The organism is Oceanococcus sp. HetDA_MAG_MS8, assembly GCA_019192445.1.
GTDB lineage: Bacteria > Pseudomonadota > Gammaproteobacteria > Nevskiales > Oceanococcaceae > MS8.
Genome location: JAHCMK010000011.1, coordinates 38,256 through 54,083, shown reverse-complemented (window position 1 = coordinate 54,083; position 15,828 = coordinate 38,256). Strand labels below are relative to the sequence as shown.

Genomic DNA, 15,828 nt, shown 5'->3' with positions numbered 1-15,828 from the left:
CGGTGGACCGCCACATGACAGCGCTAGCCTTGAGCTGCGAGGGTTGCCATGGTCGTGGAGGGCATAGTATTGGCCCCATCCCCAGTCTTGCCGGACAACCGGTGGAAGAGCTAGAACACGCCCTGCTCGCCTTCCAGGATGCGCCCGCACCGCAGGATTTGATGCCAAGGCTGCTGCAAAACGTGCCGCCGGCCACCTTACGCCTCTGGGCCTGCTACTTCAGTCAGCAACAGTGATGCGGCGGCGCAATCTCCTCGCGGCACTGGGCGTTACTGCCCTGAGTCACCCCTTAGCAGCCGCGCTTCGTCCAGCTGCTGAGCGCGTGGTCATCGTAGGAGCGGGTTTTGGCGGGGCCAATTGCGCGCGAGTCTTACGTCAGCTTGCGCCGACGTTAAATATCACATTGATTGACGCGCGCTCTCAGTTTTATACCGGCCCCTTCACCAATCTCGCCATCGCCGGTCATTGGGCATTGCAGCGTATTCGTTTTTCCACAGCGCAGATTGCGCAGGCTCATGGCGTACGCTGGCGGCCGGGTGAGGTGCTCGACATCGACCCCGTGCGCCGCCGAGTGCGCATGGCGGACGGGGAGACGATAGAGGCGGAACGGATCGTGCTCGCACCCGGTGTGCGTATGCGCTACGCCGATGTTGAAGGTCTGAATACACGCAATAGTGCGCAGGTGCCGCATGCTTGGTTAGGCGATGCTCAGTTGCCAGCCTTGCGGCGACGCTTGGCTGCTTTGAAGGACGGAGCCACAGTCGCGATTAGCGCACCGGCGGGCCGATACCGGTGCCCGCCTGGCCCCTATGAGCGCGCTGGGTTGGTGGCCTGGGCACTTCAGCAACGGGGCCGTCGCTCTAAAGTTCTCATCCTGGATGCCAAGGATGACTTCACCAAACGTGGCCCTATACAGGCGGCTTGGTCCTCGTTGTATCCGGGCATGGTCGAATGGGTGCCGCGTCAAGCTGGCGGCGCTGTGAGTGGTGTGGATACTTCCCAGCAGCAGTTGCATCTGAAGGGCGGCGAGTCTGTACGCGCTGATCTGATTAGCCTCATACCACCCCAAGAGGCTGCAGCAATAGCGCATCAAGCGGACCTTGTGGATGCGAGTGGTTGGTGTCCAGTAGAGCCTGTGGGCTTCGAGTCTCGGCGCTACGCCGGTGTCCATGTCATTGGCGATGCAGCGGATGTGCAGCCCATGCCCAAATCGGCATATGCCGCTGGTGCCCAAGGCAAGCTTTGCGCTCTGGCCATTGTGGCGGATTTGCAGGGTTTGGCCCGCCCCCAAGGGCTGCTGACCAACACCTGCTATAGCCTGCTAGCACCGGATTCTGGTGTGTCGATCAGTGCGAGTTATGCCGTTGTTGAGGGGCGTTTGAATAGTCTGTCCTCCGGCCAGAGCGCCAGCTTTGCAGCGCCTTCGGTGCGCAAACTCGAGGCCGACAATGCCTATGCCTGGTATGCCAACGTGACCAAGGATAGTTTTCAATGATGGGTCAACCACGGCCGTGGAGCCTGAGCTGGTCTCCACCTCCAGGCCTGCTTTGGCAGCAATGGCTGTTGTGGACGGTGATCAGCGGTCTGGGGGTGTATATCGCGCTTCGGCTTGGCGTGCTGAGCAGTGTCTTCGCCGCGGACGGGACAGGTATTTGCATTGGCTTGACCTTGTTGTACGCACTCGCCAGTGCCTATGCCGGGCGGCGCAGTCTGTGGCTGTCCCAGCAGTCGGCTGCAGTCCTGGCGCAATGCTCAGAGGCGCGTTGCCAGGAACGTTTGCGCGGTCCCCATGAGGCTTTATGGTTTGCCAGCGCTATGGCTCTGCGCTTGGGTTTGTTGGGGACTGTCATCGGTTTTATTGCCATGCTGGCGTCGCTGCAAAGTCTGCCGGAGTCCATCGCTGCAATGGCTCCGCAGCTCATCGAGGAGATGGGGCAGGGCATGGCCATTGCCTTAAGCACCACCTTAATCGGCTTGCTGGCGAGTTTGGGCCTGGCTGCGCAGACCTTGCTGCTGGACCGGGCTGCAGAAGAGTTGCTTGCGCGGGCCGCGGAGCTACGCGCATGAGCAGCGGAGGCTTTCGCCGGGACGGGCTGGACCCTTTTACCGATTTGCTCTTTAACGCCTTGCTGGGGATTACGGTGCTGTTTGTCATCGCGCTGCTGGCCATGCAGCCCCCTGCGAAAACGGGTGATGTGCCGGCCAAGGCCGAGCTCATCATTTCCGCCAGCTGGGAGGATGGACGCAGTGAAGACATCGACCTGTGGGTGGCCGGGCCGAATAACACCTTGGTGTGGTTTCGCCAGCCCCAGGCTGGCCTGCTGGCTTTGGACCGCGATGACCGAGGCGAAGAGGGCGATGTTGTCGTTGTTGGCGGCCAGGAGGTGCGCAATCCACTCAATCGTGAGGTGGTGACCCTGCGCGGGCTCGTTCCTGGGGAGTACATCGTGAATGTGCAGTACTACAAGAGTTCCACTGAATTACCCGTGGATGTACGCGTCACCTTAACTAAGGTGAACCCCAGGCTGCAGGTGCTGTTTCATCAAACCCTCGTGTTACAGCAGCCCGGCGATGAGCTCACGGCTGTGCGTTTTGAGCTGGGCGCAAATGGGGATGTGCGCGGCCTTAACCGTATGCAAACGTCTTTAGCGATCGGAGGGCGATCATGACGCTGGCGGTGTTATTACTAAGCCTGAGTTGGATACTGGGGTTGGCCTTGTTGGTGTTACTGGGGGTATTCGGGCCTTGGCCCGCTTGGCTAAAAACTCTCAGTATCGTGACTTTTGCCGGCTTGGGCTTGGCTCAGTTTGAGGGCTGGAGCGCGGTGCGTGGCTGGGCCGTAGATGCTCCTCTGCCACCCCGGTTCATCTTTCATTCGGCGGTGATTCACGAGCCCGGAGCTGGTGCTGAAGGGAGCATATTGCTTTGGCTGAGCGCTTTAGACCTGCGCGGTGAACAGGCTGCGCCAAGGGCCTACAAGCGGCCTTACCGTCGCGCGGACCATCAGGCTCTGGATGCGGCTATTGGACGTATGCGTAATGGGCGCACTCAGTATGGTGAGGCTCTGGCGGAGGCGCAGCTGCTGCAGTTGCCGGACGGGCGCCAACGTGCGCCCACCGCGGCCAGCATACGATTATCCGATCTGCCTCAGCCGGCTCTGCCAGAAAAATGAGCAGGGTTCATCACCTGGGTTTGCTGGGGCTGAGCTTGCTGCTGAGCTGTGCTCAATCGGTGCCGGATGGAGGATCCTATTTCCCTTTGGATGCCGGGCGTCACTGGGAATATCGCAGCACGCTGATAAACCCTTTGCAAACGCAGCAAGGCCTGCTGCGCATAGAGAACATGGGTCTGGTGCCCGATCCGTTTCAGGACGACGCAAAGGCCTACCTGCGACAAACCAGTCAGGGCATGCGCTACTGGCATGTCCGTGATGGGGCCGGCGTGCGCCGCGTGGCCAGCCAAGGCGTAGCCCAGCCTGCGCCGGTGGCCGACAGTGGTCCACGGTGGGTCTTGCCGGCAGAGGCCACAGCACAAGAATGGATGGTGCCCACACGACCATATGCTCTCGAACGTGCTGAGCCTTTTCGGGAGCGCTTCTACGCCGACCCCAGCGCGCAGTTCCCTCTGCATTTTGAAGTGGTCAACCGCAACACCAGCGTGGAGGTCCCTGCGGGCCGCTTTGATCACTGTTGGAAAATCCGCGCTCAGGGAGAACTTGCTGTGCATGCCGACCCCCGTATTGGCGTATCCACGGTGCCGGTCACACAGGAAGAGTGGTACGCACCCGGCGTGGGCCTGGTGAAGCTGGTGCGCCGTGAAGATTTGGACACCACGAATGTGGTGGGCGGGGAGTTTCGCTTAGAGCTTGTGCGTTGGCGGGACTAGCGCAGGCCTAGGCTTGAGTCGCCGTTGGTCTAATGGGGCTGGGCCGGTAATACCGGCAGTACACGCTCCTCCTGCGCCGGGTACAGGTGAGACAGGCTACGGCCAAATTCCTCCTGGAACACCGCCAGGGGACCCAACTGGGTGGGGGCGGGCGTATTGAGGAGTTCGGCCATATCTGCTCCTTGCTCGGCGGATCGTCCCAGTGAGCTTCGCAGCCAGCGAAGATAGTGCGCGGTTTGCCTCTGGGCGCGCTGGTCTGTCACCACCGGTCCATGACCGGGCACCAAGGTTTGGATGGGGAGTTGCTCCAGCTGGGCAAGGCTGCTCAGCCACCGCCGAATATCGGCATTGGGCGTCGTGGGCGTGCGCTCAAAAAACACTAAGTCACCGGCGAACAGTGTCCCGCTGGGTACATCGAAAACGGCCAAGTCACCGTCGGTATGGCCATCCAAGGCGATGAGTTGTATCTCGCGTTCGCCCACCCTGAGACTTTGATTGCCGGCTTCGGTTTGCGGCACCACCGGGTAGGTGCCACGCATCCAGTCTCCCACCATGCGAAAGAGGTTCTCGGTGAGGGTTTCACCCATGGTCGCGATGGTGGTGCGGGTGCTGGCCAGCGCCAGGATAGGCAGGCCGCGGTCTGCCTCACTGAAAGCGGCCGTGCCCAAAAAGTGGTCGGGATGGGCATGGGTGATGATCAGCTGGGCAATGCCGGCCGGGCAGTGCCTCAGAATGTGTGCCCGCATTTGCTGGCCATACAGCTTAGACGGGCCACTATCGATGACCACCGCTCCCTGCGCTGTACAAATGAAGCCGGTGTTTACGATGTTGCCACCGTTGCCGCGGTGGAAGTGTTCTTGTGCCCCGGTGAATACGAAGACTTGATCGGCCACTTCTTGAGCATCAAGCTCGTAGTCCAGCTCTTGCGCGACGGCGACCGCGGTGATTCCCACCAGAGCCGTGAGCAGCAGCATGCGTTGCCAGACGCCGGGCGGCATTAGGGCACCTCCGCGTGGAAACGGTTGCCTTGGGTGTCACGGCCGCTGATATTGATGGCCTGCGCGGTATTGAGATCCAGGGTGAAAATCGGGTCTTCGGAGATAGGCTCGAAGGTTTCCAAGCGGGCCAAAAGCATGCCCTCCTGGGCACTACGGAACTCTGTACGTTCAATAAAAAATGCGGGGATGCCGTCGGCGAGGCCGGTATCCATGGGGTGAATCACCCGGTAGCGCAGCCGCTTTTGGGTTGCTCCGCGCTCCCAGGTCCTCGCAGCCACTTCGGCAAAGCGGTCTTGCCAGCGGCCGCCACCCGTTCCAAAGCTGGGGGCTGTGCAGCCTCCCCCACTCGCCTCCAACCAGGCCCCGCCCACATGCCAGACCCCATCGGCCGTGCGCACGGCAGCGCGTACCGGCGTACCCTGCTGCACCTTGAAGCGAAAACCGATCCTTGGTTCAGCGACCACGGGGTAGTAACGCAGAATGGTGGTAATCGGGTTGAGATCGGCAAACACCAAAATTTCAGTGGGCTCAAGCTCTTGGACCTGAACCATGACTGGTACCTGTAGCGCATCTTCCGCGCTGGCAGGTAGTAGGACCTGAACCCGATTATCGAAACGGACGGTTTGGTCGGCGAAGTAGCGGGCTTGCATCCAACGCCAGCCAGGAGAGTCCAAGGGGTCTACGAGTTCGTTGGCGGCTACCAATCCACTCAGACCCATAGCCACCACCAAGCTCAGCCCCAGTAGCCACATCGGCATGCGGAGCTGCGGCTGGTGACCTGCGCCAGGCGATGTCATTTAGCAGCCTGTAAGGCGTGTTGTGGGCTGCCCCGCTGCAGACCATGATGCGCAAAGATCTGATCTAAGCTGCCGTCGGCGGCCATGTCACTCAAGGCGTCTTGGAGCGCTGAGCGCAGCTCGGGGTTACCGGACTTTATGGCCATGCCTACGTCCCAGGCCGTCCGAAACATACCCACAAACTCTTGTACCGAAAACTCCGCAGCGGCCATGTCATGCATCGCCATGGCGCCTTCGAGTTCGCCCCGCGGGGCCATGACAGCATCTAGCTCTCCGGCCATAAAGGCCTTCACTGCTGCTGCTGTGCTTTCCATACGTTTTGCGCTGGAACGCAGGCGTCCGTTGAAGGCGCCGCTCATGTAGTAGTCACTGATGGAGTCCACCTCCACACCAACTTGGCTCCCCGCCAGGGTCAGGGGTGACTCAGGGACACTGGGATAGCGCTCCGCGTGATAGATCACACCTAGAGTTTCGCGGTGGTAAGCGTTGAATAAATCCACCTTGTCTTGGCGGCGTACATACTCTGGGTCCATGCCGGCATGGAGCATGACATCGGCCACGCCCCCGCCCAAGTAATGCCCCTTCCACACTTGGTTACGCAGGTCGTCGTCCATGTTTTCATCGGCGGTAAAGGGCCGAATGTCCAAGGACAGTTCCATACGCTTGGCCAGCTCTTTGGCAAGGTCCACATCGACGCCGACCAAACGGCGTTTTTGGTTGTGGTAGGAATAGGGTGGGAAGTCGCGGTATACCGCTGCGCGTAGGGTGCCGGTCTCGCGCATCAGCTGCAGCCGATCAGGGCGAGGCTCGTCCTCCTCAGCCGCTGCTACAGGCCAAGTTGTAGCGACCAAGACCATGCCTAGCAGTAGCAGGGCCCAAGCGGACGATAGCCAGAACTCTTGGCGCTTAAAGGTCTTCAACATGGACCGTATCCAGGAAGCTCTTAATGGCCCAGATGGCTTCTTCGCTGAAGGTCTCAGCAAATGGCGGCATATAGGTGACCCCATTGCGCACCACGCCGTTGTTAACCCGCATGTGGAAGTATTCATCGGTTTCTCCGTCCGGTGGTAACAGGCGAAGGTCCGGGGCAATCCCGCCTGAGACGGCTCCAAGGCCGTGGCAGCGAGCGCAGTTTTGGTTATAAGCCGAGGCGCCCACTTCCGCCGCTTTGGCGTGTACGTCCGGGTCACCGCGGTAGGGGTTCTCGTACAGAACTTCGCCGTTTAAGGCGGGGAGGTCCTTGGTATTCACCGATTGCGGCGTGACGTCGCCATGCGCGGATAGAACCCCACTGACTGCGAGCAGGCCGCCCGCCGTGAGGCCTAGCAACCAAGGTGTGAGTGAAGAATGAGACATGTTGTGTGCTCCTACTGCGGTTTTAGCGAAGGAAAGCAGTGACGGCTCGCGCAGTACGAGCCGCCACTGCGGCACCGGGTTAGCGGTGAAGTTTGAACACCCAGAGCATTCCGCCCTGGCTGATGTCTTTGACGGCCTTGGCAACCTCACCGCCCCACAGCGGCACAGCGCCACCCCAACCGGAAACCACGGAGACGTACTGTTCCCCGTCCATTTCCCAGGTGGTGGGTTGACCAACGACGCCGGAGCCGGTTTGGAAGGCCCATAGCTCGTCGCCGGTTTTGGCATCAAAGGCCTTGAGGAAACCCTCCGGAGTTCCGGTGAAGACCAAGTTCCCCGCCGTGCTCATGACGCCACCCCAGAGCGGCGCTGGGTTTTTGTATTCCCAGACGATCTTCCCGGTTTTGGGATCGATGGCCCGTAGCGCGCCGATGTAGTCCTCGTAGAGGGGCTGGATGTTGAAGCCGGCCCCTAAGTAAGCCGCACCTTTCTTATAGGTGATGGGCTCATTCCAAATGTCCATGCCCCACTCGTTGGCCGGTACATAGAAGTAGCCGGTGTCTTGGTTATAGGCCATGGGCATCCAATTCTTTCCACCCAGGAAGCTGGGCGCCGAAAACACCGATTTACCTTTGTCGCCTTCGGTTTCGGCAGGGTTACCAGGGCGGTTGTTCTCGGTTTCGATGGGCCGCCCGGTTTTCAGGTCGACGCCACTGGCCCAGGTTTGGCGAGTGACGAAGGGCGTTGCACTAATCAGTTCGCCATTCGTCCGGTCCAGCACATAGAAGAAGCCATTGCGATCGGCTTTGGCGCCGGCTTTGACTTTGCGCCAGCCTTTGCGCATATCAAACGGAATAAATTCGTTTACGCCGTCGAAGTCCCAATGGTCGTTAGGCGTGGATTGGTAGTGCCAAGCGATTTTCCCGGTTTCAGGATTGATGGCCACCGTGGAGGTGGAATACAAGTTGTCACCAGGACGTAGGTGAGCGTTCCACGGTGCCGGATTACCGGTGCCGCAGTACACCAAATTGACGTCATCGGAGTAGGTACAACCCAACCACGTTGCGGCGCCGCCAAACTTCCACATATCGCCAGGCCAGGTGGCGTTGGTCTCGCCTGTTATTCCGTTTTCTTTGCCATTCAGGTAACCCATATGGCCTTCGACGGTGGGTCGAGTCCAGACCAACTCCCCTGTTTTGGCGTCGCGGGCGTCAACGCGGCCCACGATTCCGAATTCACCACCGGAGACCCCCGTGATGACCATGCCGTTGACGATCAGCGGAGCAGCGGTATAGCTGTAGCCGGCTTTGTAATCACCCAGCCGCTCTTTCCAAACCACCTTGCCGGTATCTTGATGCAGAGCGACGAGTTTGGCGTCTAAAGTGCCGAAGATCACCAGATCGTCGTAGAGGGCAGCGCCCCGGTTAATCACGTCACAGCAAGGCATGATGCCGTCGGGTAGGCGGGCCTCGTAGGCCCAAAGGCGCTCGCCGGTGCGTGCGTCTAGCGCCCACATCCGCGAGTAGGACCCCGTCACAAAGATCTTGCCGTTGTACATCAAGGGCTGCGCTTCTTGGCCGCGCTGTTTCTCGCCACCAAAGGAGAAGCTCCAGACCGGGACTAGGTCACCGACGGTGCTGCTGTTCACCTGCTTGAGCGGGCTGTAACGTTGGCCGTGCTGACCCATACCCACTGTGACGATGGCATCGGTTTGCTGTTGATCGTTGACGATCATGGCGTCGGTCACGCCGGCAACAGCCTGTGTGCTGCAGACTGCCATCGCCCCCAAAGCTGCGGCAGAGATAAGCCCGTACCGCCATTGGCGTGTCGGGTGCGAGTTGTGATTCATTTGGCTGCTCCTCGTGACAATGTCAAGCCAGTTATATGTGGTGCCCGCAAAACCGGGTCACAGCAGCAAGGTCGCAACCGGCATGCCAACTAATTTCCTGGCTATGAAAAACCTGAGACGCGATAAAAAAGTGCGCGATAACAATTGCTTAGGCTCGTTTTTGCGATGGGGCGGGTCGGCGATTAGCTCGGCTTGTCGGCACTGTTTTCCGGTCGTGTTCCAGGCACGTGACACTGCTGCTTCTGGGCTGACACAAAAAAAGCCGGCCATGTAGGCCGGCTTTTGAGTTGCTGGTGTATCGTCCTAGAGAACAGACGACGCAGAGGAGAACACCCGGGAGGTCCCGGTGTGTCCAACCAGCAGCTATGCAGCTACTGGTGAGACCTGGTTAGAAGCCAACAAAGATGCCGGCATTGATGGTGCTGCTATTGTTTTCGGTGCCGTCATGGCCCTCGGCTGTGACATCCGTGAATTCACCCACCAGCATGACGGCTGGCGTGAGTGAGTGGTAAACGCCGAGGGTGAATTTGGAGTTGCTTTCCACCAAGTTCGACACGGCCTCACCATTGGCCAAATCTAAGTTGGATTGGCCATAGTTCAGGCCCAGTTTGGTGTCACCCAGTTTGTAGGTCACCTGAGCCAAGAAGCCATCCGAGTCGCGTTCGTTGCCAGCGCCATCATCACTGTTGAGCAGCAAGGCTGTGGTGCCCACACCTGAGCCCATGTAATAAAAGGCCATCAACTCCAGATCGCCCATGGTGTATTTGCCGCCTAAATCAAATGCTGTGGTGTCGAAGTCCTCAGCATCCGTTGGCCCTTCATTGGTCTGGCTTAAAAAACTGGCCGAGAGGTAGAGATCGCCTTGGGTGTAGGCCAGTTTGCCGTGAAATCCGGGCGTGGCCTCTGGCACTGGCGTGTTGCCATTCAAAGGCTCCAGTGGGTCGAAGATACCCAGAGTCACTTTCAGGCCAGCGAAGTCTGGCGTGGTGTAGTTAATTTGCGAGAGTGTGTCGGTATAGATGTAACCCAAACCGATTGAGCCCAGGGTGGTGTTTGCCGGTGTGCCGCCCGCCGCTGCGCCCGGAGCGCCTACGCCGGGAATGCTCATGTCATTGATAATGGCGTCGAAGCCAAACAGGCCGAAGTTCCGCCCGGCGGAGATGCTGCCCACATATTCATTGCCGACCGTCACAAAGACTTGGCGCACATCCAGCCCGGTGGTGCCCAGCCCAGTATTTGCCAAGCCCGGACCATCTTGTTGCAGGTTGGGACTGCCCCCATCGTTGGTAGAAATACCAGGCCAAAAGCCGAAGGTGGCAGAAATGTCATAGCCGTTTTGGAAGGTGCTGACGCCAAAAATCAGGGCGGCTGGCAGTAGGCCATTGCTCACGGTGGAGGTCGTGTCCTCCCCGGCACTCCCAATACAGGCCAGACCTCCGGCCACAGCCGCTGTGCCTTCATCATCACAGCTGGACATAATCAGGTTGGCATTGATGTGCCCATTTGCGGTGAGTTTCCAATCCCCTGCACTGAGCTCCACGCCCTGAGCCAGTGGGCTCAATAGGCTGAGACCCAGGCCGCCAACGCAAGCCAAGTTGCTGATCGTTTTCTTCATGATTTATTTGCTCCTCGTAAATCGGTAGTCCGGTGACGCAGGTCTGCGTAGGCCGGGCGACGCCCCCAAAAGCTGGATTGATGGGTGTTCGCAACCCAAGCAACCGACGGTCGTCAGCGATCTACAGCGCAAGCTATATGCCAGCTGGGCTACAGGGATAAATGCCCATTAAATCAGTGGGTTGAGGGTGGTATGCAGACCTGGTGGCTGGCTCCTGCAGATGGGACGTGCAGCATGTGACACAGCTTGCGCAGAGCGTGTACCGAGTGGGTGACAGACCTAGGAGCAGTGAGCAGCGGCGTAGAATGTGCCGCCCCAGTGCGCATTCCAAGCTATGCGCCTGCTGAAGAGTTGTGGACCCGGGCCTGCAGCTCATGCGACCCAGCCATGGGGGTGGACCGGAAGGCCGGCCTAGAGCTCCAGCGGACCTCTGCGACAGAGCGAGTGGCTCAACCCGATCTATCGAGGGATGGCAATGCGCAGGCGAGTGCCGCCCGCAGCGCTTCGCGCCCAGCGCAGGTCGGCGTCAATATCTTGGGCGCGTTGACGCATGCTGGCGGTGCCCAGGCCCTGTTGCGCGTCATTCCCCTGGTAGCCAACTCCATCATCTTCAATGGTGAGGCACCAGCCGGCGGACTCCGGTGCCAGTTGCACCTGGACGCAGGTGGCCTGAGCATGCTTGGCCGCATTGCTCAGAGCTTCCTGGGCAATACCATAAAGTTGAACGGCAACCGCTGCGGGTAGGTTGTCGCAGCGATGATCAATGCGCTGCTCCAAAGTCCACCCCGCAGCGCTGGCTTGCCACTGCTGGCATAGCTGTTCCAGGGCCTGGTGTAGAGGAGCGCCAAGGCAGGGCCGATGCAATTGTCGGGATAACTGCCGGGTGTGTTCATGGAGCTGCCGAGTGTGGCTGCGAATTCTCTGCAGACCCTCTCGCCACTGTGGGTTTTGGGCTTGCGGTTGTAGGGCTGCCGTTTCTACTTCAATGGCGGCGATCCATTGGCCGGCTTGGTCATGTAAGTCACGCGCCCAGCGTTCGCGATCGGCTTGATGGTCGTCCAGGCAACGCTGCAGTAAGGCATGGTGGTCTTCGCGGGCAGCATTGAGGCGCTGCTGTAGGGCGTTGATCCCGGCGGCGATAGGCTGTAACTCCGTGGGATAGTTTGCGGGGTTGCCCGCACTGTTGAGGCCGGCATCTGCATTGCGTAGCTGCTGGCTGAGGTGCGCAATGGGGCGCAGGCTACGCTGCACCAAGGCGCTAACCAGCCACACGGTGACGAGGCCAAAGCCGGTCAGGATGAGCAGTAGACCGCGCACCTCGCGCCAGGCTTCCTCTAATTCCGGACCCACCTGCGGCAACAAACGCATTTCAAATCCATTGACGATCGTGTGGTAATCGCCAAGGCCATCATGCAGGCCACGTTGAAACCAACGCGGCACATGCGCGTTGCGGGTTTGGCAGGTGTCTTCGCGTAAGGCGGCGCCCGTAGGCCGCCATTGCCAGCAAACATGCCGGCTGGCCGCGAATGTACGCGTGAGTTGGTGCAAGGCTTGCGGTAGCTGGTCCGGGTTTGTCTCCGCCAACTGGCCGCGCAGAATCTCCTCACCCACCTGCAGCGCGCTACTCACCTCTGTGTGTACGGCCCGGCGCGCCTGTTCCACCACCAAGACGGCTGCCGTGGCGAGGCTCAACCCAAGCAGCAGGGTCAGGCCTAGGGTCAGTCGGGTGCGCAGGCCCAGCCGGGCCCAGAGTCGCCGCATTGTTTAGTGCCGAGGTAGCAGCCCCTGGCGCAGCGCCAGGTGCGCAAGAGCGGCATCAGTGACCACGCCCAGTTTGGAGCGAATACGGCAGCCGTAATTGGCCACCGTTTTGCCAGACAGATTCAGGCTGGCTGCAATTTGCCCTGGGCTGGTACCGGCGGCGAGTTGGCGAAAAATCTCGAACTCGCGCTCGGACAGCATCTCTGCAGGTGTTGTGTCGCTGGACGCCTCCGTGGCCATGAGCGGGTCCATAAAACGCTCTCCGGCTGCGATCGTTTGAATAGCCTCCAGTAACACCTCTGGTGCACTGCGCTTGCAAACATAGCCCATTACTCCGGCCTCCAAGGCCCGCCGAAGGTACTCGGCCTGGTCGTGCATGGAAAAGGCCAAAGTCGAAATTCTGGGGTTGCGCTGCTGCATCCGGCGCAGCACCTCAAGCCCGCTCATATCCGGTAATTGCAGGTCCATCACGACCACATCAAAGCGGTCCTCTAAAAACAGCGCATAAGCTTCGCGTCCGGTGCCGGCTTCGGCGCAAACCTGCAGATGTGGCGTGGTCGCCATTAAGCGCTTGTAGCCTTCGCGAACCACCGCGTGGTCGTCGACCAGTAGTACCCGGATGCAGTAGCGCGCAGATCCCCTTATGGACTTTGTCATTGTTGTTCTACTCCTCAGTCGCCGCACTGCGGGTGCAGCCTTGACAGCAGATATGCGCAAGGGCAATGCCAGCTTGGACTAAGGGGTCATAGGTGGCTGTGCATAGGCCTTGGCTAGTGACATCACCAGGCCAGCCGCGGTGAACACCCTAGTGCTGAAGCATGCGCAAGATGCTGATTAGAAACACGAAAATCCTATGGGGCATCGGCCATGAGATTTGGTGCGAATTTCGCCACGCGCAGCAACACGGCCGCTGAGGTGCCCCCTTTGGTCACAGTTTGGGTGTGTAGGCGGTGTGTCAGGCCTAAGACATATCGTCACGGCTTACATCGAAGGTCGAATTGCATCTGTTGCCACACAGGCGTAGCTTGATGCACTGGTGGAGAGTGTCTGCACCGGGATAGGTGCAGGTGACGCCCGAGGAGACATGCGGCACATGGCCGCATTGAGGTGATTATGAGCGAGTTACCTGCTAACTCGCGGCACGCACGTGCTGTAATGGAAGTGCTGGGAGGGAACCCGCACACAACGACAGACCACGATCTTCCGGTTGTGAAGTCTTGGCAGCGCTGTGCGGCTGAATTTGATCTACGGCCTGATCATCATTCCGACCCCGATATTTTAGAAAGCCATCGCCTGCGCGAGCGCGTGGAGCGGCTGGATGATCTGGTTGCCGTGGGCCGCGCCGAAATGGACTCTCTCTACGAGCAAATCGCGTCCTCGGGCTACGCTCTGTTACTCACCGACCATACCGGCGTCATTCTCAGTCATAAGGGTGATCCCACCTTAGACCGTGAGTTTGCCCATGCAGGTTTGCGGTTGGGCGCCAACTGGAGTGAGGAGTACGAGGGCACCAACGGGATCGGAACCTGCATTTCCGAGCAGCAGCCGGTCACGATTCACCTGGCCGACCATTACATCAGTCGGCACATTGGTTTGACGTGTTCGGCTGCGCCTATCCGCGATACGGATGGCGACCTCCTCGGAGTATTGGATGCCTCCTGTCTGGGTTGTCACGACTCTAAAGCCAGTCGTGCCCATACGGTAGCCCTGCTCAACATGTCGGCACGACTGATTGAAAAAAGCTTGTTTCAGCGCCGCTACAGCGACCACAGCATTGTTCGCTTTCACAGTCGGCCAGAGTTTGTGAACCTGCTGCACGACGGGGCTATTGCCGTCGATGACAGCGGCCGGATTGCGGCGGCCGACAAAATGGCGGCTGCGTTACTGGCCCTGGATAACCCTGATGATTTGATTGGCCGAGATCTGTGCGATGTGCTGGATCTTGGTACCCACCGCAGCGGCGAGTTTTTGGAGGATGCGGGGCGCAAAGCCATATTGCCTTTACGCAGCCTTCGTCACGGCCGTCGCTACTTCGCTTTTGTTCATCCGGCTCAAAAAACTATGTCTCAGTTGTCACAGCCGTCATTGGCGGCTCCATCACAGAAAGTCATTACCATCGAGCCGGCGGCGCAGGACACCGGGCGTTACCAGAGCCTGCAAGAGCTGGCTGGGAATGATCCTGCCATGGCGCGCAATTTGCGCTGTGGCCAGCGTATCGCTCGGTCGCGTGTCTTTGTGCTGATCCAGGGGCCAACGGGCTCGGGCAAGGAGGCCTTTGCGCGCGCGCTTCATTTGGCCAGTGACCGGGCCGATAAGCCCTTTGTTGCCGTCAACTGCGCCGCAATTCCCGAGTCGCTGATTGAGAGCGAGCTCTTTGGCTATAAGGCCGGTGCATTCACTGGAGCTCGTCGTGAGGGCATGCGCGGCCGTATCCAGCAAGCCAGTGGCGGCACCTTGTTCCTAGACGAAATTGGCGACATGCCCATGCTGCTGCAAACCCGTTTGTTGCGGGTGTTGGAAGAACAAGAGGTCACCCCATTGGGCGGGGAGCAAACCATTAATGTGGATCTACGCGTGATTAGTGCCTCACACAGAAATCTGCGCGACATGATCGAGCGTGGGGAGTTTCGCGAAGATCTGTACTACCGCCTCAATGGCATCACCATGCAGCTACCCTCCTTGCACGAACGGGCTGACCTAGAGCGTTTGATTCGCCAAGCCCTGGCCTTGGAAACAGCCGAAGGGCGCCCTGCCGGCATCGAGCTGAGCGCCATGGAGCGGCTCAAGCAATATCACTGGCCCGGTAATATTCGTGAACTACGCAATGTCATCCGCACTGCGCTAGCCATTAGCGAAGGGGGGGTGATCCGCTTAGATGATTTGCCCCAAGACGTGCTTTACAGCCGTGCTTCGGCAGCACCCGCGTCGCCCAGCCTACCCAGCGCCAATCTTCCGCACCATGGCAACGGCATGCCGATAGAAGATGAAACGGCTTTGGAGGCTGCGGAGCGCGAGGCTCTGCTGCGTACCATTGAAGCGAACCGTTGGAACATGACCAATGCGGCTAAGCAGCTACAGATGAGTCGCAACACTCTTTATCGCAAGCTCAAGCGCCACGGCATTTCTCCGGAGTCCCTTCGTGAGGACAGCCTGTACCAGCGCTGAGACAGTCCTGAACGCGAGGCGCGGTGACACCGCAGGGCGGCGTAGGCTGTTGATCCCCAGTAGGGCATATAAAACAGAGGCTTAGCTGTCGCTGTGGCCGTTATTTCGGTTGGCACAGGCCTTGCGACTACAAAGGCGATGCTCCGGCATTGGGGCGCGCAGTCGCTACCGATTTCTTGTTTTCGATTATTGAGGAGATAACCAATGTGGACTAAGCCCAGCTACGTAGATATGCGTTTTGGTATGGAAGTCACCATGTACATTCTCAACCGCTGAGTTGAGCATGGTCGGCGATTGGCGAGGACCCGATCGAGCCCTGAAGGGCTGGGAAGTCGCACAAGCGCGTTAATCGCGATGCCGGCATAAGACTGCGGCGGCTTGGCCGCCGCAATTCCCCCACCC

General features: G+C 59.5%; 16 protein-coding genes. 8 read left to right on the top strand and 8 right to left on the bottom strand.

The features are described 5' to 3' along the window. Nucleotides 1-14 precede the first annotated feature (14 nt). From KI787_14810 to KI787_14785, 6 genes are read left to right on the top strand one after another with little or no spacing between them, the layout of a single operon-like run. The gene (locus tag KI787_14810; GenBank protein ID MBV6631225.1) at nucleotides 15-236 is read left to right on the top strand and encodes a hypothetical protein; all 222 of its coding nucleotides are present in this window, start codon (nucleotides 15-17) and stop codon (nucleotides 234-236) included. After that, a complete protein-coding gene (locus KI787_14805) occupies nucleotides 236-1,495 on the top strand; it encodes an FAD-dependent oxidoreductase (GenBank protein ID MBV6631224.1) in 1,260 nt (419 codons plus the stop codon). The genes KI787_14810 and KI787_14805 overlap by 1 nt, the downstream gene beginning before the upstream one ends. After that, complete coding sequence (locus KI787_14800; GenBank protein MBV6631223.1) at nucleotides 1,492-2,067, top strand: MotA/TolQ/ExbB proton channel family protein; 576 nt, start codon at nucleotides 1,492-1,494, stop codon at nucleotides 2,065-2,067. Before KI787_14805 ends, KI787_14800 begins: the two co-directional genes overlap by 4 nt. Beyond that, on the top strand, nucleotides 2,064-2,669 hold the full coding sequence (locus KI787_14795) for a hypothetical protein (protein ID MBV6631222.1): 606 nt from the start codon (nucleotides 2,064-2,066) through the stop codon (nucleotides 2,667-2,669). Before KI787_14800 ends, KI787_14795 begins: the two co-directional genes overlap by 4 nt. Continuing rightward, nucleotides 2,666-3,172: a hypothetical protein gene (locus KI787_14790; GenBank protein MBV6631221.1), complete on the top strand. Its 507-nt coding sequence runs from the start codon at nucleotides 2,666-2,668 to the stop codon at nucleotides 3,170-3,172. The genes KI787_14795 and KI787_14790 overlap by 4 nt, the downstream gene beginning before the upstream one ends. Further along, nucleotides 3,169-3,885 carry a hypothetical protein gene (locus tag KI787_14785; GenBank protein MBV6631220.1) on the top strand — a complete coding sequence of 239 codons (717 nt, stop codon included), beginning with the start codon at nucleotides 3,169-3,171 and terminating at the stop codon, nucleotides 3,883-3,885. The genes KI787_14790 and KI787_14785 overlap by 4 nt, the downstream gene beginning before the upstream one ends. Before the next feature lie 29 nt (nucleotides 3,886-3,914). On the opposite strand, the gene KI787_14780 is transcribed toward KI787_14785, so the two are convergent. The 8 genes from KI787_14780 to KI787_14745 all read right to left on the bottom strand — a co-directional run bounded on the left by KI787_14780 (nucleotide 3,915) and on the right by KI787_14745 (nucleotide 12,918). Beyond that, nucleotides 3,915-4,883 (bottom strand): quinoprotein relay system zinc metallohydrolase 1, encoded by a 969-nt coding sequence (locus tag KI787_14780; protein MBV6631219.1) that lies wholly within the window; start codon nucleotides 4,881-4,883, stop codon nucleotides 3,915-3,917. Further along, the gene (locus KI787_14775; GenBank protein MBV6631218.1) at nucleotides 4,883-5,641 is read right to left on the bottom strand and encodes a quinoprotein dehydrogenase-associated SoxYZ-like carrier; all 759 of its coding nucleotides are present in this window, start codon (nucleotides 5,639-5,641) and stop codon (nucleotides 4,883-4,885) included. Before KI787_14775 ends, KI787_14780 begins: the two co-directional genes overlap by 1 nt. 35 nt (nucleotides 5,642-5,676) lie before the next feature. Then, nucleotides 5,677-6,603, bottom strand: a complete 927-nt coding sequence (locus KI787_14770; GenBank protein ID MBV6631217.1) for an amino acid ABC transporter substrate-binding protein — start codon at nucleotides 6,601-6,603, stop codon at nucleotides 5,677-5,679. Beyond that, nucleotides 6,587-7,036: a cytochrome c-550 PedF gene (gene pedF, locus KI787_14765; protein ID MBV6631216.1), complete on the bottom strand. Its 450-nt coding sequence runs from the start codon at nucleotides 7,034-7,036 to the stop codon at nucleotides 6,587-6,589. Before pedF ends, KI787_14770 begins: the two co-directional genes overlap by 17 nt. A 79-nt stretch (nucleotides 7,037-7,115) precedes the next feature. Next, nucleotides 7,116-8,885, bottom strand: coding sequence for a PQQ-dependent methanol/ethanol family dehydrogenase (locus KI787_14760; GenBank protein ID MBV6631215.1), 1,770 nt, complete (start codon nucleotides 8,883-8,885; stop codon nucleotides 7,116-7,118). A gap of 388 nt (nucleotides 8,886-9,273) precedes the next feature. After that, nucleotides 9,274-10,500 carry a porin gene (locus KI787_14755; GenBank protein MBV6631214.1) on the bottom strand — a complete coding sequence of 409 codons (1,227 nt, stop codon included), beginning with the start codon at nucleotides 10,498-10,500 and terminating at the stop codon, nucleotides 9,274-9,276. Between the two features lie 459 nt (nucleotides 10,501-10,959). Continuing rightward, entirely contained in the window at nucleotides 10,960-12,261 is a 1,302-nt protein-coding gene (locus KI787_14750; GenBank protein MBV6631213.1) for a hypothetical protein, read from the bottom strand. 3 nt (nucleotides 12,262-12,264) lie between these two features. Next, entirely contained in the window at nucleotides 12,265-12,918 is a 654-nt protein-coding gene (locus KI787_14745; GenBank protein ID MBV6631212.1) for a response regulator transcription factor, read from the bottom strand. Between the two features lie 456 nt (nucleotides 12,919-13,374). On the opposite strand from KI787_14745, the gene KI787_14740 reads away from it, so the two are divergent. Together KI787_14740 and pqqA are read left to right on the top strand one after the other, a co-directional pair. Then, a complete protein-coding gene (locus KI787_14740) occupies nucleotides 13,375-15,426 on the top strand; it encodes a sigma-54-dependent Fis family transcriptional regulator (GenBank protein MBV6631211.1) in 2,052 nt (683 codons plus the stop codon). A gap of 204 nt (nucleotides 15,427-15,630) precedes the next feature. Continuing rightward, nucleotides 15,631-15,702, top strand: coding sequence for a pyrroloquinoline quinone precursor peptide PqqA (gene pqqA / locus KI787_14735; GenBank protein MBV6631210.1), 72 nt, complete (start codon nucleotides 15,631-15,633; stop codon nucleotides 15,700-15,702). Nucleotides 15,703-15,828: the final 126 nt, after the last annotated feature.